The sequence below is a fragment of the Mycobacterium sp. Root265 genome (assembly GCF_001428895.1).
Taxonomy (GTDB): Bacteria; Actinomycetota; Actinomycetes; order Mycobacteriales; family Mycobacteriaceae; genus Mycobacterium.
Map to the genome: position 1 here is coordinate 315605 of NZ_LMJA01000012.1, position 22616 is coordinate 338220.

General features: G+C 67.7%; 21 protein-coding genes. 17 read left to right on the forward strand and 4 right to left on the reverse strand.

Translation table 11 applies throughout. The features are described from left to right. The first annotated feature begins 6 nt into the window (after positions 1–6). From ASE48_RS13590 to mbp1, 10 genes are all read left to right on the forward strand, one after another. Entirely contained in the window at positions 7–1038 is a 1032-nt protein-coding gene (locus tag ASE48_RS13590; RefSeq protein ID WP_057167621.1) for an isopenicillin N synthase family dioxygenase, read from the forward strand. Positions 1039–1123: 85 nt separating this feature from the next. After that, positions 1124–2617 carry a sodium:solute symporter family transporter gene (locus tag ASE48_RS13595; RefSeq protein WP_057167622.1) on the forward strand — a complete coding sequence of 498 codons (1494 nt, stop codon included), beginning with the start codon at positions 1124–1126 and terminating at the stop codon, positions 2615–2617. A 47-nt stretch (positions 2618–2664) separates the two neighbouring features. Further along, positions 2665–3348 carry a TetR/AcrR family transcriptional regulator gene (locus ASE48_RS13600; RefSeq protein ID WP_057167756.1) on the forward strand — a complete coding sequence of 228 codons (684 nt, stop codon included), beginning with the start codon at positions 2665–2667 and terminating at the stop codon, positions 3346–3348. A 39-nt stretch (positions 3349–3387) separates the two neighbouring features. Beyond that, positions 3388–4278, forward strand: a complete 891-nt coding sequence (locus tag ASE48_RS13605; protein WP_057167623.1) for a hypothetical protein — start codon at positions 3388–3390, stop codon at positions 4276–4278. Between the two features lie 107 nt (positions 4279–4385). Further along, positions 4386–4790, forward strand: coding sequence for a TOBE domain-containing protein (locus ASE48_RS13610; RefSeq protein WP_057167624.1), 405 nt, complete (start codon positions 4386–4388; stop codon positions 4788–4790). Positions 4791–4816: 26 nt separating this feature from the next. Next, positions 4817–5542: a molybdate ABC transporter substrate-binding protein gene (gene modA, locus ASE48_RS13615; protein ID WP_442928722.1), complete on the forward strand. Its 726-nt coding sequence runs from the start codon at positions 4817–4819 to the stop codon at positions 5540–5542. Then, a complete protein-coding gene (locus ASE48_RS13620; protein ID WP_057167626.1) occupies positions 5539–6351 on the forward strand; it encodes an ABC transporter permease in 813 nt (270 codons plus the stop codon). Before modA ends, ASE48_RS13620 begins: the two co-directional genes overlap by 4 nt. Next, positions 6348–7433: a sulfate/molybdate ABC transporter ATP-binding protein gene (locus ASE48_RS13625; RefSeq protein ID WP_057167627.1), complete on the forward strand. Its 1086-nt coding sequence runs from the start codon at positions 6348–6350 to the stop codon at positions 7431–7433. The genes ASE48_RS13620 and ASE48_RS13625 overlap by 4 nt, the downstream gene beginning before the upstream one ends. Positions 7434–7436: 3 nt before the next feature. Further along, the gene (locus ASE48_RS13630; protein WP_057167628.1) at positions 7437–9371 is read left to right on the forward strand and encodes a potassium transporter Kup; all 1935 of its coding nucleotides are present in this window, start codon (positions 7437–7439) and stop codon (positions 9369–9371) included. A gap of 81 nt (positions 9372–9452) precedes the next feature. Next, on the forward strand, positions 9453–9692 hold the full coding sequence (mbp1, locus tag ASE48_RS13635; RefSeq protein ID WP_057167629.1) for a microaggregate-binding protein 1: 240 nt from the start codon (positions 9453–9455) through the stop codon (positions 9690–9692). Positions 9693–9899: 207 nt separating this feature from the next. Here mbp1 and ASE48_RS13640 read toward each other — a convergent pair whose 3' ends face one another. Then, complete coding sequence (locus ASE48_RS13640; RefSeq protein ID WP_057167630.1) at positions 9900–10595, reverse strand: FadR/GntR family transcriptional regulator; 696 nt, start codon at positions 10593–10595, stop codon at positions 9900–9902. Positions 10596–10748: 153 nt separating this feature from the next. Between ASE48_RS13640 and ASE48_RS13645 the strand changes: the two genes are divergently transcribed. From ASE48_RS13645 to ASE48_RS13655, 3 genes are all read left to right on the forward strand, one after another. Beyond that, entirely contained in the window at positions 10749–12122 is a 1374-nt protein-coding gene (locus ASE48_RS13645; RefSeq protein ID WP_057167631.1) for an SLC13 family permease, read from the forward strand. A 169-nt stretch (positions 12123–12291) separates the two neighbouring features. Continuing rightward, positions 12292–13497 carry a CaiB/BaiF CoA transferase family protein gene (locus ASE48_RS13650; RefSeq protein ID WP_057167632.1) on the forward strand — a complete coding sequence of 402 codons (1206 nt, stop codon included), beginning with the start codon at positions 12292–12294 and terminating at the stop codon, positions 13495–13497. Beyond that, entirely contained in the window at positions 13494–15005 is a 1512-nt protein-coding gene (locus ASE48_RS13655; RefSeq protein ID WP_057167633.1) for a carboxyl transferase domain-containing protein, read from the forward strand. The genes ASE48_RS13650 and ASE48_RS13655 overlap by 4 nt, the downstream gene beginning before the upstream one ends. A 19-nt stretch (positions 15006–15024) precedes the next feature. On the opposite strand, the gene ASE48_RS13660 is transcribed toward ASE48_RS13655, so the two are convergent. The 3 genes from ASE48_RS13660 to ASE48_RS13670 are packed head-to-tail and all read right to left on the reverse strand — an operon-like array spanning position 15025 to position 18297. Beyond that, the gene (locus ASE48_RS13660; RefSeq protein ID WP_057167634.1) at positions 15025–15714 is read right to left on the reverse strand and encodes a response regulator; all 690 of its coding nucleotides are present in this window, start codon (positions 15712–15714) and stop codon (positions 15025–15027) included. A gap of 4 nt (positions 15715–15718) precedes the next feature. Continuing rightward, a complete protein-coding gene (locus tag ASE48_RS13665; protein ID WP_057167635.1) occupies positions 15719–16615 on the reverse strand; it encodes an isocitrate lyase/PEP mutase family protein in 897 nt (298 codons plus the stop codon). Positions 16616–16668: 53 nt separating this feature from the next. Continuing rightward, positions 16669–18297: a sensor histidine kinase gene (locus ASE48_RS13670; RefSeq protein ID WP_162264224.1), complete on the reverse strand. Its 1629-nt coding sequence runs from the start codon at positions 18295–18297 to the stop codon at positions 16669–16671. A gap of 154 nt (positions 18298–18451) precedes the next feature. On the opposite strand from ASE48_RS13670, the gene ASE48_RS13675 reads away from it, so the two are divergent. From ASE48_RS13675 to ASE48_RS32675, 4 genes are read left to right on the forward strand one after another with little or no spacing between them, the layout of a single operon-like run. Then, entirely contained in the window at positions 18452–19408 is a 957-nt protein-coding gene (locus ASE48_RS13675; protein ID WP_057167637.1) for a Bug family tripartite tricarboxylate transporter substrate binding protein, read from the forward strand. Then, positions 19405–19920 carry a tripartite tricarboxylate transporter TctB family protein gene (locus ASE48_RS13680; protein ID WP_057167638.1) on the forward strand — a complete coding sequence of 172 codons (516 nt, stop codon included), beginning with the start codon at positions 19405–19407 and terminating at the stop codon, positions 19918–19920. Before ASE48_RS13675 ends, ASE48_RS13680 begins: the two co-directional genes overlap by 4 nt. A 1-nt stretch (position 19921) precedes the next feature. Continuing rightward, a complete protein-coding gene (locus ASE48_RS13685) occupies positions 19922–21475 on the forward strand; it encodes a tripartite tricarboxylate transporter permease (RefSeq protein WP_057167639.1) in 1554 nt (517 codons plus the stop codon). A gap of 58 nt (positions 21476–21533) precedes the next feature. Then, positions 21534–22616: an MFS transporter gene (locus tag ASE48_RS32675; RefSeq protein WP_162264225.1), complete on the forward strand. Its 1083-nt coding sequence runs from the start codon at positions 21534–21536 to the stop codon at positions 22614–22616.

Genomic DNA, 22616 nt, shown 5'->3' on the forward strand with positions numbered 1-22616 from the left:
ACTGATATGACCACCGATTTCACCGATATCCCGGTACTGGACGTCTCGGGGCTGCTCGACGAGTCCGGCCCCGGCTACCGTGCCGCGGTCCACGCGCTCGGCGATGCCGCCCGCCATGTCGGTTTCGCCCAGATCATCGGGCACGGCGTGGATCCCGCGCTGTTCGAGACACTGCTGGAACGCACCAAGGCGTTCTTCGCGCTGCCCGACGCCGAGAAGCAACGCGTGCACATCGCCAACTCCTCCAATCACCGCGGCTACGTACCGCCCGGGGAGGAGATCTTCTCCGCAGGCACCGCCGACGCCAAGGAGGCCTTCGACCTGTCCATCGATCTGCCCGCCGACGACCCCCGCTACCTGGCGGGTCACCCCCTGCTCGGGCCCAACCAGTGGCCCGAACTGCACGGTTTCAAAGAAGCCGTGACGGCCTGGTATGACGCGGTATTCGCGCTGGCGCGGATCCTGCTGCGGGCCTTCGCAGTGGCGCTCGACGAGCCGGCGGACCGTTTCGACCGGTATGTCACCGCGCCGCCGTCACAGCTGCGGCTCATCCACTACCCGTATGACCCGGCCGCGGCCGACCGTCCCGGGATCGGCGCACACACCGACTACGAATGCTTCACCCTGCTGCGGCCCACCGCGCCCGGACTGGAGGTGCTCAACGCCGCAGGCACCTGGGTCGACGTTCCGCTCATCGACGGAGCGTTCGTGCTCAATATCGGTGACCTGCTGGAGATCTGGACCAACGGCGAGTTCGTGGCGACCAGCCACCGGGTCCGCAAGGTCGCCGAGGAGCGCTACTCCTTCCCGCTGTTCGTCAACGTCGACGCCGACACCGTGGTCGCCCCACTGGACGCCTTCATCGGCGGGAACGCGACCTCGGTCCGGCCCACCGTGATCGCCGGCGATCACCTGTTCGCCCAGACCGCCCAGAGCTTCCGTTACCTGCAGGACCGGGTCCGTCGAGGGGAGGTGACGATGCCCGAGGGTGCCCAACCGTTGGACAGTTTCGGGCGAGATGCGTTGCTGCATCGCTAGTTCTGTCCCGCAGTACCCGCTCGACCGGCAACGGCGCCGTGTGCCTTTCACTTCCTGAAATCCGCCTCCCCCTTTGGAGTTCGCCATGATCATCACCGGCGTTGCCATATTCCTGCTCATCCTCACCGTCAGCGGCGTGGTCTCCGCGCGACGGGTACGCGGCGACTGCTCGAACTATCTGGTCGCGGGCCGCGCGCTGCCCGCCGCCCTGGTCGCCGCGGTCCTCATCGCCCAACCGGTCGACTCGAACGCCACCATCGGCAATGCCGACCTGTCAGCGGCTTTCGGCTTCTGGGCCGGGGCCGCACTGCCGATCGGCCTGGCTCTGTGCCTGCTGCTGATGGGACTGTTCTTTGCCAAACGCATGCGCACCACCGATGTGGTGACGCTGCCCGAGTACTTCCGTAACCGGTTCGGCCGCGCCACCGAAGTCGCCTCGTCCTACCTGACCATCGCCAGTTTCATCATCTTGCTGGCCGGCAACCTGGTGGCCATCGGCTTCCTGCTCGAACGCTTCGTCGGCGTCTCCTACGCCTACGGAATCGTGCTGACCATCCCGCTGGCGCTGCTCTACACCATCACCGGCGGCATGTTCGCCAGCGTCTACACCGGCGTCACCTGCGTCGTCGTCAACATCATCGGCGTTGTCGCCCTGGTGATCTGGACGGGCACCACACACGGCTTCAGCGCGCCCGAGGGTATGGGTGTCGGCGATCTGGAGCAGCTCACCTCCAGCTCATCAGGTGCGGTCATCAACTGGGCCACCATCATCGCCCTCGGTCTGGGCAACCTGGTGGCCATCGACCTGATGCAGCGGGTGTTCTCCGCCCGCACCCCCGGCGGGGCCCAGAAGGCGTGCTTCGCCGCGGCCGCGGGCATCCTGATGCTCTGCATCCCGCTGTCGTTCGTCGCGCTGGCCGCGGTGAGCATCGTCGGCGACGCCGCGGCGGACGGGCCGATCCTCTACACCCTGCTCGCACAGTACGCGCCGGTGTGGCTGGCCATCATCGTCATCTCCGGACTGCTGGCGGCCACCCTCACCACCGTCAGTGGCATCCTGCTCGCGACGGCGGCGGTGCTGGTGCGCAACGTGTTACGCATCGACGCCGATGCGCCCGTGATGACACCGCGGATGTTGCGCGCCACCCGGTGGGCGACGCTGCCGATGGCCGTCCTGGCGGGCGTGGTCGCGCTGCGGGTGCCGCAGACCGGCATCCTGCTGACACTGTCCTTCGACCTGCTGCTGGCCAGCCTGGTGGTGCCGTTCGTCCTGGGGCTGTACTGGTCGCGTGGCGGCGCCGCGGCAGCGGGCGCGGCCATCGTGGTCGGTATCGGGGTGCGACTGACGTTCTTCGTACTCACCCCCACCATCTACGGCGTGGACAACACCCTGTTCTACGTGCCCAACGACTGGGTGACGACGGCAGCCGACGGCTGGAGCACCTTGCTGGCCGGTGCCGCGTCGCTCATCGCCTACGTGCTGGTCGCCGCACTCACCTCGCGGCCGGTCGCGCCTGTCGAGGCGGCCGAACCGGAGGTGCAGCCCGCCCCGGCCATCCTCACGTCGGCGCAGCCCTGAGCAACGTCCCGCACGTGTCGGTCCTGCCCACCTGGCAGGATCGACACGTGCGCACCCCCGCGAGCGGCCGACCCCGACTGGAGGGACGTAAGCGGCCGGGCAAGACCGCCCGCGATGAAGTGCTGGACGCGGCCGCCGAACTGTTCACCACCCTCGGCGTGGCGGCGACCTCGACCCGGCAGATCGCCGAGGCCGTCGGGATCCGCCAGGCCTCGCTGTATCACCACTTCCGCACCAAGAACGACATCCTGGCGTCCCTGCTCAGTGGGACTGTGGTGTCCTCGCTGCGGGCCGCGCACCAGTTGCGGGACCGGCCCGAACCCGCGGTGGTGCTGCTGCACGCACTGAGCCATCTGGATTGCCGGCTGCTGTGGGACAGCCCGTGGAATCTGGGCATCCTGTACCTGCTGCCCGAGGTCCGCGATCCGCAGTTCGACGAATTCCACCGGCAGCGCACCGAATTGCGCAACGCATATCACGACCTCTCGCGCCGTGTGCTGGCCGAACTGGATCCGCCGGCGCCGGACGCCCTCGATGTCGGGGTCGATGGCGATGTGGTCTTCCGATTGGTCGAGACGCTGCCGAACCTGCGGGTCGACGGGCTCGGCGTGCCGAATCAGCCGCAGCGCACGGCCGATCTCGCCGTGCACCTGCTGGGCTGGCGGGGCGATTGGGAGGCGCTGCGGGCGGCGTCACGGGTGGTGGCCGACGAGGTGGGAGCCTCGCAATAATGCGTTGAGCTCCATGATGCGGGCACGTTGAATGGCGGCATGCCCGATTCCTGGCCTTCGCTGGCCGATGAACGTGACCTCGCGACCGCCTTGTTCGGTGCCGACGGCCGGCAGCGGCTCCAGACGTGGCTGGACGGTGAGTTGGCCCGTACCACCGATGCCGCATTCGCCCGATCGTTTTCCGATCACATCGACCTGCCGGGCGTGGTCAGTGACGACTACCTGCACCGGGTGATCCGCACAGCGCACGGAAACCTGTTGGGCGGCATCCGCTTCTACGGTCGCGATATCGGCCGGCCCTTCGTCGAGATCGTGGCGCACAGCTTCGATGACCCGGACCGGTTGCGCGACTGTGCCGCTCGGGAGTGGGCGACGTTCGCGCCGTCAGCGCTACGCCTGACGTGCCGTCCCGGCCGGCTCGCGGGTCCGCACGTGCAGCTCGACAAGACCATTCACGTCGCGCGGTGCCGCGATATGCGTGCGCCCGCACCGCAGGTGGTGCTGGCGCCCTTCGCCCGCGCCGAGGACGCGATATCCATGGTGACCGCTCGATATCGAGAGCTGTCGCCCGAGTTGGCCCGCAATATCACCGCGGCCGCCGAGGAGGATCTGCGCGACTGGCACGCGAACGGGGAGGTGCACGCTGTGCAGTCGGGCGAGTCCGTGGTCGGTCTGCTGGCGGTGGCACCGGGTCGCATCGGCTGGATCGAGGGCGAGGAGATCAACGAGGAGGTGGTGGCGGTCGAGCACAGCGGGCATGGTTACGCCGCGCACGCCCAGGCGTACTGGGCCGCGCACCTCACACCGGACGGGGACCGGTTCCTGATCGGCACCATCGACCGGCTCAACGCGGTGTCCCGCCGGACCGCGCAGGGGGCGGGGCGAGCCAGGGTGCTCGACATGGTGTTCGTCACGCTGGGCGGTCGTTGACTCTGCACTGAAGGCGCAGAAGTGCGAGTAGGGCGCACCCTGACCGCAGAGTCGACGCGGGTACTATGAACCGCATTTGCGGATCTTTTTACCGTTAGGGTACGCATATGCCGGAGATTCGCGTCAAAGAAGCCGCGGCCCTGCTCGGGGTCAGCGACGACACCGTGCGCCGCTGGATCGACAGCGGGGTGCTGGCAGCGCACAAGGACGACACCGGCCGCAAGGTCATCGCCGGCGATGTACTGGCGGCGTTCGTCCGCGAACAGGCCACGCCGCCGACCGACCCCACCGGCGCCAGCAGTTCGGCCCGCAACCGGCTCGTCGGCCTGGTCACCAAGGTGACCTCGGATCGGGTGATGAGCGAGGTCGAGATGCAGTGCGGCCCGTTCACCGTCGTCTCGTTGATGAGCACTGCCTCGGCACAGCAGCTGGGCCTGGAACCCGGGGCGCTGGCCGTGGCCGTCGTCAAAGCCACCAATGTCGTCGTCGAAACCCCCGGAGGAACCTCGTGAAATCGCTGGCCCTCGCTGCGCTCGGCGTGACGGCACTGCTCGCCGGATGCTCACCCCAGACCTCGAATACACCGGCAGCCTCCGAACTCACCGTGTTCGCGGCGGCGTCTCTGAAGAAGACGTTCACCGAACTGGGCTCGCGGTTCGAGACCGACCACCCCGGAACCACAGTCACCTTCAACTTCGCCGGTTCCTCCGACCTCGTCGCCCAACTCGCCCAGGGCGCCCGGGCCGACGTGTTCGCCTCGGCCGACACCAACAACATGACCAAGGCCTCCGACGCCGGGGTGGTCGCCGGCTCCCCGGTGAACTTCGCCACCAACACGTTGACCATCGTCACTGCACCCGGAAACCCCAAAGGCATAACCGCTTTCGCGGATCTGACGGAGCCCGGCACGCAGGTCGTGGTGTGCGCACCCCAGGTGCCGTGCGGGTCGGCCACCGAGAAGGTCGAGAAGGCCGCCGGCGTCGAGCTGTCCCCGGTGAGTGAGGAATCCGCCGTCACCGACGTGCTGGGCAAGATCACGTCCGGGCAGGCCGATGCCGGGGTGGTGTATGTCACCGATGCCGCAGGCGCCGGCGACAAGGTGACCGCCGTCGCGTTCCCGGAGTCCGCCGACGCGGTGAACACCTACCCCATCGCCATCCTCAAGGACGCAGCCAATCCGCAAGCGGCACAAGCGTTCGTCGACCTGGTGACCAGCCCCGTCGGTCAGGATGTGCTCACGGCGGCGGGTTTCGCGGCACCGTGACCGCCGCGCGCCGCCACGGTGGGCTGATCCAGGTCGGCCTGCCGGCCTGGGTCTACCTGCCCGCCGCGCTCGGCGCCCTGTTCGTGGCCGCGCCGCTGATCGCGATCCTGCTGAAGATCGACTGGCCGAACTTCATCCCGCTCATCACCTCCGAATCGTCGCGGGCCGCACTGGTCTTGAGCTTGAAGACCGCCGGTGCCAGCACCGTGGTCTGTGTGCTGCTCGGCGTGCCGATGGCACTCGTGCTGGCCCGCGGCCAGTTTCGCGGCCAGTCCCTCCTGCGTGCCCTGGTGCTGCTGCCGCTGGTGTTGCCGCCGGTGGTCGGTGGCATCGCGCTGCTGTACACCTTCGGTCGGCAGGGACTGCTCGGCGAGTACCTCGACCTGTGGGGTGTCCGGATCGCCTTCTCCACCACCGCGGTGGTGCTGGCCCAGTCGTTCGTCTCACTGCCGTTCCTGGTCGTCAGCCTGGAAGGCGCTCTGCGCACGGCGGGCACCGGCTACGAGCACATCGCCGCCACCCTCGGTGCCCGGCCCACCACCGTGCTGCGCACCGTGACACTGCCACTGGTGCTGCCCGGACTGCTCTCGGGCGCGGTGCTGGCGTTTGCCCGGTCCCTCGGTGAATTCGGGGCGACGCTGACGTTCGCCGGCTCACTGCAGGGCGTCACCCGGACGTTGCCGCTGGAGATCTACCTGCAGCGCGAATCCGATGCCGACGCCGCCGTCGCGCTGTCACTGCTGCTGATCGTGGTGGCGGCGGCGATCGTGATCGCCTCGGGCACCCGGCGGCTGGCGGGCCCGCTGTGAGCGCCGTGCGGGTGTCGGCCGGCCTGCGGCGGCGTGACGTCCAGTTCGACGTGTCCCTCGCCGACGGCGAGGTGCTGGCCGTGCTGGGCCCCAACGGCGCAGGCAAATCGACGCTCCTGCTGTTGATCGCCGGTCTGCTGCAACCGGACACCGGGCGCATCGAACTCGGCGGCACCGTCCTCACCGACACCGACGCGGGCACATTCGTGCCGGCACACGCCCGCGGGGTGGCGATGCTCTCGCAGCAGGCGATGCTCTTCCCGCACCTAAATGTCGCCGCCAATGTCGGCTACGCCCCGCGTTGCCGCGGCCTGTCCCGCAGCGCGGCCCGCGCTGCCGCCCGGCATTGGCTGGACGCTGTCGGCGCCGCTGAGCTGGCCGAACGCAAACCCGCCCAGTTGTCGGGCGGGCAGGCGCAACGGGTGGCGCTGGCCCGCGCGCTGGCCGCCGAGCCGCGGCTGCTGCTGCTCGACGAGCCCATGGCCGCCCTCGATGTCACCGCCGCCCCGGCGATGCGCCGCCTGCTACGCGAGGTGCTCAGCGGCACCGGCCGCACCGCGATCATCGTCACCCACGATCTGCTCGACGCGCTCGCCATCGCCGACAAGGTCATCGTGGTGGACCGTGGCCGCATCGTGGAAAGTGGTCCGGTCCGCGAGGTGCTGACTACGCCGCGCAGCGAGTTCGCCGCCACCATCGCCGGAGTGAACCTGGTACCGGGATCCATCACCGAGCCCGGGATCCTCCGGACACCTTGGGGCGCTGATCTTTCCGGCATTTCGGAGCTGCCCGTCGGCGCGCCCGCGATCGCGCTGTTCCGGCCCGCCGCGGTGGCGGTGCACCTGAGCGCTCCACACGCCAGCCCGCGCAACGTCATCGCGGTGACCATCACCGAACTCGACATCCACGGCACCACGGTGCGGGTCCGGGGCACCGATCCCCGCGATGCGGGCACCGTGCTGTCCGCCGACATCACCGCCGCGGCGGCCGCCGATCTGGACCTGGAATCTGGAAAAGACGTGTACTTCGTGGTGAAATCGCAGGAAGTGCAGCTTCATCCGGCGCTGGCACCAATGATGTAGGGCATGCTCGAAGACAACCTCGTAGAGCGCCCGGCGGCACCCGAGATCCGACCGCTGCGTCTGGCGATCATCGTCGGAGCGCTGGGCGTGGTGTTCGGCGATATCGGCACCAGCCCCATCTACACCCTGCAGACGGTGTTCAACCCGGCCGACCCCCATCCGGTGCCGCTCGACGAGTCGAACGTGTACGGGGTTGTCTCCCTGATCTTCTGGTCGGTCATGCTCATCGTCACCTTCACCTACGTCACGCTGGTGATGCGCGCCGACAACCACGGCGAGGGCGGCATCATGGCGCTGATCACCCTGCTCCGGCGCGGCGCAGGCACCCGGGGCCACCGGACCGCGATCGCGCTCGGGTTCCTCGGCCTGTTCGGGGCGGCACTGTTCTTCGGCGATTCCATGATCACGCCCGCCATCTCGGTGCTGTCGGCGGTCGAAGGACTCAAGACCATCGAACCCGACCTCAAGGACTGGGTGGTGCCGATCACCGCGGTGATCATCGTGGCGCTGTTCAGCGTGCAGCGCCAGGGCACGGCGGTCGTCGGCCGGTTCTTCGGCCCCGTGATGATCGTGTGGTTCGTCGCGATCGGCGCCTGCGGGATCAACGGTATCGTCGCCAATCCCGGCATCCTGGCGGCGCTGTCACCGACCTACGCCATCGCCTTCATCGGCGGGCATTTCCACATTGCCTTCTTCGCGCTGGCCGCGATCGTGCTCGCGGTCACCGGCGCCGAGGCGCTGTACGCCGATATGGGCCACTTCGGGCGGCGTGCCATCGTGTTCGGTTGGCTGAGTCTGGTCCTGCCGGCCTGCACCCTGAATTATTTCGGCCAGGGTGCGCTGCTGCTGCACGACGACAGCGTGCACAGCGCGCCGTTCTTCCTGCTCGCTCCGGAGTGGGCGCGGCTGCCGCTGGTCCTGCTGGCCACCGCGGCCACCGTGATCGCCTCGCAGGCGGTGATCACCGGAGCGTTCTCGGTGGTCTCGCAGGCCGTTCAGCTGGGATACCTGCCGCGGCTGCGGATCACGCACACCTCGGCCAAGGCCATCGGGCAGATCTACGTGCCGTGGATCAACTGGGTGCTGATGGTCTCGGTGCTCACGCTGGTGTTCGCGTTCGAGACCTCCGCGGCGCTGGCCTACGCCTTCGGCATGGCGGTGAGCGGCACCATCACCATCACCACCCTGCTGTTCCTGTATTACGCACGCCAGCAGTGGAAGTGGCCGCTGTGGTTGCTGGTGATCGGCGGGGGCGCGCTGCTCACCGTGGACCTGATGTTCTTGACCGCGAACCTCACGAAGTTGGTGCACGGCGCGTGGCTCCCGTTGGCGATCGCCATCTTCGCGTTCACCGTGATGACCACCTGGCAGCGCGGCAGGCACCTGGTGACCGATTCACGGCGCGAGATCGAGGGTCCCCTGCGTCCGTTCATCGACGAACTGGCCGACCGGCGGCCGGCCCTGGCACGGGTTCCCGGCACCTCGGTCTTCCTCAACCGCACCGACGACACCACCCCGCTGGCCATGCGGGCCAATGTGGAACACAACCACGTCCTGCACGAACACGTGATCATCGTGTCGGTGGAGACCCTGCCGGTCCCACGACTGACCGAGGATGAGCGCATCGCCGTGGACGCCCTCGGGTACCACGACGACGGCATCGTGCACGTCACGGTGCACGCCGGCTACATGGAGCGACCCGATGTCCCGGCCGCGCTGCGGATGCTGCCCGCCGACGTCACCGAGGGCGGCGTCGACTTGGACAAGGCCTCCTACTTTCTGTCGCATCTGGAGCTGGTGCCCGGGGACAGCACCGACATGACGGGCTGGCGCAAGCGACTGTTCGTGGCGACGTCCTTCCTCACCGCCGATGCCGCCGGCTACTTCCACCTGCCCCAGGACCGGACGATCCTCATCGGCTCGCGGATGGAAGTGTGATCTGGGTCATTGATGATTGAGTCGGCGATCTTGTGGGTACCAAGGCTCCCAGCGATCAACATCGATCTGGGGAGGAACCTGATGGCTGACAGTGGACCCGAGAACGCCGTGAGCGGCATCGTCGAAGACGTCAAGGGCAAGGTCAAGGAAGTTGCCGGCACGGTGACCGACAACGACTCCCTGCGCGAAGAGGGCAAGGCCCAGCAGGACAAGGCCGAGGCCGAGCGCGACGTGGCCAAGAAGGAAGCCGAGGCCGAGGCCGCCCGCGGCGCAGCCGAAGCTTCCGAGGCACGCCAGCAGGCAGCGGAGAAGTCCAAGTAATACCCCGCCTACGTAGCGATGGGTCCCGCCACCGGCGGGGCCCATCGTTTCGCGGAAGATCCGTCGCGCGCGACCACCCGCAGCGCACGGGTACCCCACCAGACTTTCCGGAGCGGGTAGCTCCAGGCCCATGGAACGGCCCCGGTGTGTTTCCCGGGGCCGTTCCGAATTTTCTGGGCCAGACCGCTTTTCGCGGATGCCCGGCAGCTAGTCGGCGGCGCGCAGCAACGCCACGTCCGACACCATCATGATGTGTTCGGCCATCGCGCGGCCGGCCTCGGCCGGGTCCTGCCGCCGCACCGCCTCGGCGATGCGCTTGTGGCTCTCCAGCGATGCCTTCGGCCGATCCTGCTGGGAGAGCGATTCGATGCGCGTCTCCCGGACGAGGCCGGAGATCTCGTGCATCAACTTGGCCAGCAGCGACGAATGCGCCGCGGTGGTGATCGCCTCGTGAAACATCTCATCGCCGACCACACCTCGATCGCCGGAGGCGATTTCTGCGTCCATCTTCGCGATCGCCGCGTCGATGGCCGTCATCTCGTCCTCGCTGCGGCGCAGCGCCGCCAAGCCTGCCAGCTTGACCTCGAGTGCTTCGCGCGCCTCGATGATGTCGGGGATCCGGTCGGCATGTTCACGCAGCGCCTTGATGGCGCGCTCTTCGGTGGGACGCCGGATGAGAATCGCGCCGTCCCCGTGCCGGACCGAGAGGACGCCCTGCACTTCCAATGCCACGAGGGCCTGACTGAGGGAGGCGCGGCTCACGCCGAGGTTCGCCGCGAGCTCGCGTTCGGCGGGCAGCCGATCGCCCGGCGCCATGTCGTTGTCAGCCATATACCCACACAGCTGTTCGACGATGACCTCGTACAGCCGCGGCCTGGTGACCGGTCTCAGTTGCTCTGCCACTGACTCACCTACTCTCCGGGCCACAGAATACCCGCAGGTGGAAGAGATCAGACGTAGGCCAGTTCACATCGAATGGTTGACAGTGATCCAGCACACTGGTGTACTGGCTAGGCCAGTGAGCCACTGGAGCCCACCCTGAAGCCGGAGGCTGCCATGCCGTTAGAGCTGATCCCGATCCTCGCGCTCATCGCGATGTTCGTGGCCGCAACCCTGTTGCCGATCAACATGGGGACACTCGGCTTCGTCGCCGCGTTCCTCGTCGGCACCCTCGCCGTCGGGATGAACACCGACGACATCATCGCCGGATTTCCCAGCGATCTGTTCCTGACCCTGGTGGGCGTCACCTACCTGTTCGCCATTGCCCAGAACAACGGAACCGTCGATCTGATGGTCCGCGGCGCCCTGCACCTGGTGCGCGGCCGGGTCGCACTCATCCCCTGGGTGATGTTCGGCATCACCGCGGTACTGACGGCGTTCGGTGCCCTCGGACCGGCAGCCGTCGCGATCATCGCACCGATCGCGCTGACCTTCGCCCGGCAGTACAAGATCAACGCGCTGCTGATGGGCATGATGGTGATCCACGGCGCGCAGGCCGGCGGATTCTCGCCGATCAGCATCTACGGTGTCACCGTCAACAACATCGCCGCCAAGGCCGGCCTGGTGAACAGTCCGCTGACACTCTTCCTCGGCAGCCTGCTGTTCAACGCCGGGATCGGCGTCGCGCTCTTCGCGTTCCTGGGCGGACGAAAGCTGCTCGGGCGGACGATTCACGACGAACACGACGAGGTCGCCGACGGCTCCGCCGGAACGGCACCCGCGCCGCACCATCCGGGCAACGCCCCCACCTTCTCCGGCCACGGCACCAGCGCCTCCAGCGCCACGCTGGTGGCACCACCGAATTCCCCGACGAGTCCGCTTCCCCGACATTCGGTTTCGTTCAATCAGGTCCTGACCCTGATCGGCCTGGGCGCGCTGGCGGTGTTCTCTCTCGTCCTCGACCTCGACATCGGCTTCGTGTCGATGACGGTTGCCGCGGTGCTGGCACTGGCCTCACCGAAGGCCCAGAAAGGCGCTGTCGCGCAGATCAGCTGGTCCACCGTGCTGCTCATCGGCGGTGTGCTGACCTTCGTGGGCGTACTGCAGGAGGCCGGCAGCGTCGAGTGGGTCGGCAATGGTGTCGCGAGTATCGGTATGCCGCTGCTGGTTTCGCTGCTGTTGTGCTACCTGGGCGCCATCGTGTCGGCGTTCGCCTCCTCGGTGGCCATCCTGGGCGCCACCATCCCACTGGCGGTACCGCTGCTGCTGGCCGGCGAGATCGGACCAGTGGGTGTCATCGTCGCACTCGCCATCGCCTCGACGATCGTCGACGTCAGTCCATTCTCGACCAATGGGGCGCTGGTGCTCGCGAACGCCCAGGGCGTCGACCGAGACACCTTCTACAAACAGATCCTCAAATACAGCGCGATCGTGGTCGCCATCGGACCGCTCATCGCATGGGCGATTCTGGTCGCCCCGGGCTGGCTCTAGACCGGACCAGCACGTTGCGCCCGCGGTCAACCATGACCGCGGGCGCTTCTGTAGTGCACCAAGTCACAAGAATTCCTCACGTTTGCCCTGTTGACAGCGCTGAGCGCAGCTGTTTTGCTTAATTGGCTAGTCCACTAGGACACTCCTCCACCAATCCAAAGGCTGACCGATGGACAACTCGCACACTCACACCGACCAGTCGGCGGGCCCGCTGCACGGGCTGCTCGTCATCGATCTCACCCGGGCCCTGGCCGGTCCGCACGCCGCGATGATGCTGGGCGATCTCGGCGCCGAGGTCATCAAGGTCGAGAACCCCCAGGGCGGCGATGACACCCGCGGCTGGGGACCGCCCTTCGTCCAACCCGAGGCCGCCGACCGCGAGTCGACGTACTTCCTGTGCGCAAACCGCAACAAGAAGTCGGTGACCCTCGACCTCAAGGACGACTCGGACAAGAGGGCCCTGACCGAACTGCTGAGCCGCGCCGACGTGCTCATGGAGAACTTCCGCCCGGGCGTGCTGGACCGGCTCGGCTTCTCCCACGAGTGCCTCGAGGGGATCAATCCGCGCCTGGTGGTGCTGTCCATCAGCGGCTTCGGGCACGACGGGCCCGAGGCGTCCCGGGCCGGTTATGACCAGATCGCCCAGGGCGAGGCCGGGCTGATGTCGGTGACCGGATCCGGCCCCGATGATCTTCAGCGCGTGGGAGTTCCGATCGCCGACCTGCTGGCCGGCATGTACGGCGCCTTCGGGGTGGTGGCCGCGCTGCAGGAGCGCGAACGCACCGGGCTCGGACAGGTCGTCCGCTCGTCGCTGTTGTCGGCGGTCGTCGGAGTGCACGCCTTCCAGGGCACCAAATGGACGGTGGCCGGCCAGATCGGCGAAGCGACGGGCAATCACCATCCGTCCATCTGCCCCTATGGCCTGTTCGACACGGCCGACGGAGCCGTGCAGATCGCGGTGGGCAGCGAGGGGTTGTGGCACCGCTTCTGCGACGGCTTCGCCTTGGACGCTGCAACACCGGGAATGGAATCCAACCCCGACCGGGTGGCCAACCAGAAACAGGTCAACGAACTCGTCCAGAGCGTGTTCGCGCTCTATTCGACCGACGAACTGCTCGACAAACTGGACCTGATCGGGGTGCCCGCCGGCAAGATCCGATCCATCCGCGAGGTCTACGAATGGGAACAGACCCGCTCGCAAGGACTGGTGATCGGGGTCGAGCACGCCACCCTGGGCCCCATCGAACTCCCCGGGCCCCCACTGCGATTCTTCGACGCGCGCGGTACCGAACGCACCCGGCGCGCACATACCGCGCCCCCGGTGCTCGGCGCGGACAACCACCTCATCGACGCGCTTCAGGTTCGGTCCCGATGACCAGGGCCAGCGCACGCCGGTTGATCGAGACCCTGGTCGACGCCGAATCCTGGCGGCCCTGGGACCGGCCCGTGGTCGATCCGCCCGTCAACGCCGGGTACGCCGCCGAACTCGCCCGGGCACGCCAGAAAACCGGTCTCGACGAGGCCGTTCTCACCGGGCACGCCACCGTCCGTGGCCGTCGCGTCGCGATGTTGTTGTGCGACTTCGGTTTCCTCGGTGGGTCCATCGGAGTATCCGCCGGTGAACGGCTCACCGCGGCGATCCGGCGCGCTACCGCCGAGGGGCTGCCGATCCTCGCGCTGCCGACCTCGGGCGGCACCCGCATGCAGGAGGGCGCCACCGCCTTCCTGCAGATGGTCAAGATCACCGCCGCGGTCGTGGATCACAAGGCAGCGCACCTGCCCTATCTGGTGTACCTGCGGGATCCGACGACCGGTGGTGTCTTCGCCTCCTGGGGATCGTTGGGCCACGTCACGTTCGCCGAACCCGGTGCACTGGTCGGCTTTCTGGGTCCACGGGTCTACGAAGCCCTGTACGGCAGCCAGTTTCCGGTGGGCGTACAGACCTCGGAGAATCTCTACTCGTGCGGCCTGATCGACGCGGTCGTCGCCATCGACGAACTCGCCGGCATGGTCGACCGTGCCCTGACCATCATCGACGCACCCGCCACGGATACCGGCGCACCCGCTCCACAGGTGGCACCCGCTGTCGATGTCCCGGCCTGGCAGTCGGTGGTGGCCACCCGGAGACCCGATCGTCCCGGGGTCCGAGATCTGTTGCGACACGCCGCATCAGATGTTCTGGCGCTCAACGGCAGCGGCCAGGGCGAGAACGAACCCGGACTGTTGCTCGCACTGACCAGATTCGGCGGCCTGCCCTGCGTGCTGCTCGGACAGGACCGTGCGGGCCAAACCGCTGAAGAACCCCTGGGCCCCGGTGCCCTGCGCCAGGCCCGCCGCGGCATGCGACTGGCCGCCGACCTGGGCCTGCCGTTGGTCACGGTGATCGACACGGCCGGTGCGGCGTTGTCCCGCGAGGCCGAAGAGGGGGGACTCGCCGGCGAGATCGCCCGCTGTATCGCCGAGATGATCGGGCTCGAGGTGCCCACCGTGTCGTTGCTGCTCGGCCAGGGCACCGGCGGCGGAGCGCTCGCGCTGGTACCCGCCGACCGGGTGCTGGCCGCCCAGCACGGCTGGCTGTCGCCATTGCCGCCGGAGGGGGCCAGTGCCATCCTGCACCACACCATCAGCAAGGCCGCACAGATGGCCGCCGAGCAGGGAGTCCGATCCGCGGATCTGCACAGTGCCGGGATCGTTGACCACGTGATCCCCGAATATCCGGATGCCGCAACAGAACCCGAGAAGTTCTGTGTCAGGGTGGGCGCGGCGCTACGCTGCGAGCTCGCCACCCTGGCAGCCGCTGACGCCACCGACCGCAAGGCGGAGCGGGCCCGCCGGTTCGAACGACTCGGCAAGGCCGGCCCGCTCCTCGCCCAGGTCGGCTGATCGCCGCTGTACCGCGCCGTCACACCCCGGCGCGGTACAGCCGTTCCGGGCGGCCGCCGCCGTACTTCAGACGCACCCTGGCCTCCCGCCGTTCCACCAGATACTCCAGATAACGGCGCACCGTCGCGCGGGCCATCCCGGTCGCTTCCGCACAGGTCGTCGCCGACAGTTCGGCGCCGTCGGCGAGTGCGTCGCGCACCAGGTCCAGGCTTTCGTTGCTCAGCCCCTTGGGCGGCAACGGAACCGAGGGCGCGGCCCGCGGGTCGGCACCGATCGAGAAGACACTGTCCACCGCATCCTGATCGGTCTTGCCGCCCGCCAGCCGCACCCTGGCGTAGTGCTGAATCCGTACCTTCAACTCGTCCAGATCGAACGGCTTGATCAGATACTGGGCGGCGCCGCCACGCAAGGCCGCCTTGACGAAGGTGGCGTCACGCTCAGCGGTCACCACGATCGCGTCGACGTCGTCGCCGCGCTCACGCAACCGCTTGAGCACTTCGATTCCGCTCATGTCCGGCAGGTGCACATCGAGCAGCAGAAGATCGGGGGCCAGTTCGGCCACCATCTTCAACGCCTGTTCTCCGTTGACCGCTTTCCCCGCGACCCGGAAGCCGTCCACCTCCTCGACGAGCTCCGCATGGATGCTCGCCACCATGAAGTCGTCATCGACTACCAGGACCGCGATGTCCCCGGTCTCACCCGGCCGCATGCACTTACGATACGGGCTGCTCGGCTTCGCCCGAGCCACGGACGAAGCGCTTCTCGATATCGAAATACGCGTCGATGTCCATCAGCTCGTACCACTCCTCGGGCTTGAGCATGTGCGGGCGGACGCTGGTGCTCTGCCCCTCGTCACGCAGGGTCTCCAGGGCTCGCCTGGCGGCGGCCGCCATCGAGAAGCGGATCGGTCCGGGGTAGAGCGCCAGCGAGAACCCGAGCTTCTCGATCTCCGAGACGTGCAGGGTCGACATCGGCCCTTTTTCCTCGACCAGGGTCAGCAGCGGGGTGTCGATGATCGACATGACAATCTCGACGTCGTCCTTCTCCCGGACGCCGATGATCAGCGCGGAATCCGCACCGAGTTCGATGGCGCGCTTGGCGCGCAGTGCCGCGGCCTCGACGCCCAGTGTGTTGGCGGCGTCGGTGCGGGCGATGATGAGGAAATCGGGATCCTTGCGCGCCCACAGCGCGGCCTCGATCTTGCCGAGGTACTCCTTCTCGGTGACCACCGGGATCGGCACATCGAGCACGCCGCATCGTTTGGGCGTCACCTGATCTTCGAGTTTGATGGCGGCGACCCCGGAATTCTCGAACTCCTGGACCGCCCGGGTGACGTTGAGTGCGGTCCCGTACCCGGTGTCGGCGTCGAAGATGACCGGAATATCCACTGCACCTGCGATATTGCGCGCCACCTGTGAGCTCTCGGTCAGCGAGACCAGACCGACGTCGGGACGGCCCAGCAGACTGGCGGCCACCCCGTTGCCGGTGACGCTGATCGCCTGGAAGCCGGTCGCCTGCGCGAGCCGCGCCGAGATGCCGTCGAAGACGGAAGGGACCTGCGTGATCTCCGGTGAGTGCAGCAGTTCCCTGAGTTTCTGACGGGCGTTCATCGATCTCCTTCGGTATGAGGTGAGATCAACGTCACGCCTGCACGTGTGGCGCGTCAATCTTGCGCTGAAACTTGGCGTTGTGCTCGTTGTGCTATCGGGATCTGCGCGGTGAACACGGCACCGTGGTCGTTGTGCACGTCGACGCGGCCGCCACGCTGCTCGCACACGCTCTTGGCCAGCGCCAGACCGAATCCGCGGGTGCGGTCGGTGGCCTTGGTGCTGACGCCGCGTTCGAAGATGGTGCTCAAGATCGCGTCGTCGACCCCGGGGCCGTTGTCGCGCACCTCGATGGCGATGCTGTCATCGCGTTGCTCGATGCGCAGCCTGATCTCCGGGTCCGGTGCGCCCGCACAGGCTTCCAGGGCATTGTCGACGAAATTGCCGATCACCGTCTCCAGCGTGGTGGCGGTGTCCAGGCTCATTTCGCCGACATGTGACTGGTCGTCGACCACGAGGTCGACCCCGCGTTCGGAGGCCAGACTGCCCTTGGCCACGACGAGCGCCGCCAGTGTGGTGTCGTCGATCCGCGCCGCGACCGCTTGGAGGAACTGATTGTGACCGGTCTGCACGTCGGTGACATACCGCTGGGCGCGCTGCACGTGGCCGAGGCGCAACAGGCCCGCGATAGTGTGCAAGCGGTTGGAGAACTCGTGGGTCTGCGCCCGCAGCGCGTCCGCGGTGTGCCGGGTGACGTCCAATTCGCGTCGCAGACCCCACAATTCGGTGCGGTCACGCAGGGTGACGACGGCGCCGATGACCCGGCCGCGGGTGGTCACCGGCATGCGGTTGAGCACCAGGTGCCGGGCATCGGTGTCCAGGATGCGGTCGGTACTGCGGCGTGCGTCAGTGAGGGCGTCGACCACTTCCTGGCTCAGTCCCAGCTTTTCGAGTCGTTTGCCCACCGCGTCGCCGGGAAGACCGAGCAGTTCGATCGCCTCGGCGTTGACGATGGTGACCCGATGTTCGAGGTCGAGGCCGAGCACCCCTTCCCGGATGCCGTAGAGCAGCGCCTCACGATGCTCTACCAGGCCGGCGATGTCCCGCGGTTCCAGCCCGAAGGTCTGCCTCTTGATGCGGTTGGCCAGCAGCACCGAACCCAGCAGTCCCAGCGCGGAGGCCACCCCCACATAGATCAGCAGGTCGGGGACGGCGCCGGTCAACCGTTCGGCCACGCTGGGCGAATAGCTGCCGACGACGACGTAGCCGAGCCGCCCGCGGTTTTCGGGATCCAGGACGGCGACGTGCGCCTGTATCGACAGACGCCCGTCGGGCAGGGTGGCCGCGCCCACCCACGCCCGGCCCGACAGCACATCACCGCTGGCGAAAGACCAGCGCGTACCGAGATGACTCGGATCCTGGCTGGCCAGCACATCACCGTCCAGATCGACGACCACCACGAAGTCCACCCCGGACACGCTCTGCACCCGGGCAGCGGCCGGCGGGACCGCGCTCAGCGGAAGGTCACCGCGCAACGCGGAACGCACGATCCCGTCGGTCGCGAACACCTCGGCGAGCCCCAGCACCCGGTTGCCGGTCGTGCGCTGATAGTCGGTGCCGGACTGCACGTAGGTGATGGCGACGACCACAGCGAGGACGGCCAGGATGATCACCGTCTGCAGCACCAACAGCTGCCGCGCCAGGGGCAACCTGCCGAGCCACCGATCCGCCGAGGGAGTCGACACCTGTTGCACACCCTTCGTCGTCGAGCACAACGAGCACAAGATTCGTTGTCAGCGCAAGCGTGACAGGCTCGTGTGGCAACCGTCACTGTTCCTGGGACAGCGTAGTGCTCATCACAGGAGGTACATCATGGGCCGACTCACCAAAAGCCTTGGAGTGACGGCAGCTGCCGTCACCGTCAGCCTCGTCGCCGCATGCTCGGGTGGCTCGAACGCGGGTGGCGGCGACGGCGAACTCGGGCAGTTCCGGTACCTGGTGCCGAACTCGGCGGGCAGCGGCTGGGACACCACCGCGCGCACCGCCGCCAAGATCATGGAAGACGACGGCATCGCCCAGCGGATCGACGTGTTCAACGTCGACGGCGCCAACGGCACCGTCGGGTTGTCCCGCCTCGTGGACGAGAAGAACAACGGCGAACTCGTCATGCAGATGGGCTTCGGTCTGGTGGCGGCCACGGTGTCGCAGTCGTCGCCGGTGTCCTTCGCCGACACCACCCCGCTGGTGAAGTTGCTCGACGAGTACCTCGCGGTGGTGGTGCCCGGTGATTCACCGATCAACAATTACGACGATCTGGTGGCGGCGTGGAAGAAGAACCCGCGGCTCAACGTCGGCGGCGGTTCTGCCATCGGCGGTGCGGACAACGTGGCGACACTGCAGATCGCCGCGGCCAATGACATTCCGCGCGGGGACGTCAACTACATCACCTTCGGCGGCAGCGGAGTACTGCCCGCCGTGCTCGGCGGCCAGGTCGATGCCGCCGTCACCAGCGCCGCCGACGTGGCCGAACAGGTGAAGTCCGGCGACCTCAAGGCCGTTGCGATCACGGGCGAGGAACGCGCCGATTTCCTGCCCGACGTACCCACCCTGACCGAAGAGGGAACCGAGGTCGTGGTCGCGAACTGGCGCGGCGTGGTCGCGCCTCCCGGGATCAGCGCGGAAACCCGGCAGGCCCTCATCGATGCCTTCGACAAGATGCATCAGAGCGAGGCCTGGAAGTCTGCCGTCGAGAGCAACGGCTGGATCGACGCCTTCATGTCCGGTGACGAGTTCGGCACCTATCTGTCCGAGCAGGCCGGCGATATCAAGGCGGCCCTCGAAGGGGTCCAGCAATGACCTCTGCGGTCGGCACGGCACGCTCCGCGCTGGCCGACAAGTCCGAGTTTCTGGTTGCCGCACTTCTTTTCGTTCTCGGCGTGGTGTCCTTGATCGACGCCGCGATGCTGACGGACAATGCCGCCAGCGTCGGTCCGCTCAGTTCGTCGGTGTTCCCCACCGTCGTCGGGCTGATGTTGCTCGGCGTCGGGGCCGCGCTGCTGGTCGACGTGCTGCGTGGTGGCCGTGGCGAGATGGAGGGCGGCGAGGACGTCGACCTCGATCAGCCCACGGCGTGGGCGCCGTTCTTCGCCGTCGGTGGGTTCTTCCTGGCCAATGCGGTGCTGATCGAATCGGTCGGGTGGCCCCTCACCGGGACTCTGCTGTTCTTCGGCAGCGCCGTCGCGCTGGGCAGCCGCCGGTTCGTCATGACGCTGGTCGTGTCGGCCGTCATCGCCTTCGGCAGCTATCTGCTGTTCGTGTACGCCCTCGGCGCCTACCTGCCCGCCGGGATCCTGCAGGGAATCATCTGACATGGAATCGATGACCCTGCTCATGGAGGGCTTCGCCGCGGCGATGACGCCCACCTACCTGATGTTCGCGCTGATCGGCGTGCTGCTGGGCACCGCGGTCGGTGTGCTGCCCGGGATCGGGCCCGCGATGACGGTGGCGCTGCTGCTCCCACTCACCTTCTCGCTGGACGCCACCGGTGCGATCATCATGTTCGCCGGCATCTACTACGGCGGAATGTACGGCGGCTCAACGGCTTCGATTCTGTTGAACACGCCAGGTGAGGCCTCGGCAATGATGACGGCCATCGAGGGCAACAAGATGGCCAAGTCCGGTCGGGCCGCTCAGGCGCTGGCCACCGCGGCCATCGGATCGTTCGTCGCAGGCACGATCGCCACCGGCCTGCTGGTGCTGGTGGCCCCGCTCGTCGTCGACTTCGCCATCTCGATCACGCCCGCCGACTACTTCGCCCTGATGGTGGTGGCCTTCGGTGCGGTGACGCTGGTGCTGGGCAGTTCGCGCATCCGCGGGTTCGCTTCGCTCGGTATCGGGTTGTTCATCGGTCTCATCGGTATCGATGGCTCGACAGGTCAGGAGCGCTTGACCTTTGGCCTGCCCCACCTGATGGACGGCGTCAACGTCATCGTGGTCGCGGTCGGCATCTTCGCGCTCGGTGAGGCGTTGTGGATTGCGCTGCATCTGCGACGCAACCCTCCGGGCATCATCCCGGTGGGCCGCCCGTGGATGGACAAGTCGGACTGGAAGCGATCGTGGAAGCCGTGGCTGCGCGGCGCGGCACTGGGTTTCCCGTTCGGCGCCATGCCCGCCGGTGGCGCGGAGATCCCGACCTACCTGTCCTACGTCACCGAACGCAAGCTGTCGAAGCACCCCGAAGAGTTCGGCAAGGGGGCCATCGAGGGGGTCGCCGGACCCGAGGCCGCGAACAACGCCTCCGCGGCGGGGGTGCTGGTACCGCTACTGACACTGGGGCTTCCGACCTCGGCGACCGCCGCAGTGTTGTTGGCCGCGTTCCAGCAGTACGGTATCCAGCCCGGCCCGCTGCTGTTCGACAACGAACCCGGCCTGGTGTGGGGATTGATCGCCAGCCTGTTCATCGGCAATGTGCTGCTGCTCGCGCTCAACCTGCCGCTGGCACCGCTGTGGGCCAAACTGCTGCGCATCCCGCGTCCGTACCTGTACGCCGGCATCCTGGTGTTCGCCGCCGTCGGCGCCTACGCCGCCGACGGCTCCAGCATGGGCCTGTATCTGCTGCTGGTGATGGGGCTGCTCGGAGTCGTGATGCGCCGGTACGGGTTACCGGTTGTGCCGGTGATCATCGGGGTGATCCTCGGTCCACTCGCCGAGTTGCAGCTGCGGCGCGCCATGCAACTGAGCGGCGGCGATCCCGCGGCGCTGGTCGCATCCAATCTGTCGATCGGGCTGTACGCGCTGCTGGGCGTGGCATTCGTGGTGCCGTTGATCCTGCGCTGGCGCAGCGCGCGGTCACAGACCGGCGCGGATGCTCCGGTGCCGGTCACGGAGGAGAAGGTGCCGGCCGGCCCGGAACATGACCGCTGATTCCAGGCCGCACAGCGGGTGGAGGGCGTGGACCCCGATCGGGGTCCACGCCTTCTCCGTGCAGGCAGTCGGATTCTCGTTGCGGCCGGCGGTCGCCTACGCCGCGCTGGACGCCGGGGTGGCGCCCGCCCTGCTCGGTGCCCTGTCCGCGAGTTACGCACTGGCGCCGCTGTTCCTGGCACTACCGGTGGGACGCGCGGTCGACCGGTTCGGCGAACGCCCACCGCTGATCGTCGGCGGCGTGCTGATGGCCACGTCCTGCGTGGTGTTGTTGGCGGGTTCCACGCACGCCCTGTGGCTGATCGTCGGGCTGATGCTGGCAGGTGTCAGCCACCTGTTGTGTGTCATCGGCGAGCAGACCGCGGTGGCCCAGATGAGTTCGGGGTCCAGCGATTCCCGCTTCGGCACCTACACTCTGGCGGGATCGTTCGGGCAGGCCATCGGCCCGCTCTTCCTCGGATTGGGCGACGGCACACCGTTCCGGCCGACTCCGGTTCTCGTTGCGTCGCTGATCCTGTCCGGACTGATCCTGGTCACATCGATGTTCATCGGCGGACGGAACGCGAAAACCGATCAACGACCGGCCGGTATCGCATCATCATTGCTGCGCGACAAGCGGATTCGATCAGCCCTCATCGTCAGCGGCATCGTGATGGCCGCCGTAGACATCACCCTCATCTATCTGCCGGCGCTGGGCCGCGAGGTCGGGCTCAGCGCTGCGTTCATCGGTGGGGTACTCGCATTGCGGGCCGTGTCATCGATGGCCGTGCGCGGCGTCACCGGGCGCGCCGTGCTTCGGTGGGGACGCCGCACGGTGCTGGTGACCGGCATCGGCTCTGCAGCCGCGGCCATGACCGCGCTCTCGATATGGCCGCACCCCCTCGTGCTGCTGATCGCGGCGGTGGCGCTGGGCGCCGGGCTCGGGGTGGGCCAGCCCGTCACCATGGCGATGGTCGCCGACCTGGCGCCCTCCGGGCAGCGCGGCACCGCGATGACGCTGCGCCTGATGGGCAACCGCCTGGGTGTGGTGGTCCTGCCGGTGTCCGTCGGTGCGGTCGCTGCCAGTGCAGGTGCGGGCGGGGTGCTCGCCGCCACCGCCGCGCTGCTGTGCGCGAGTTGCGTGGTTTCGGCGCGGCGCTGA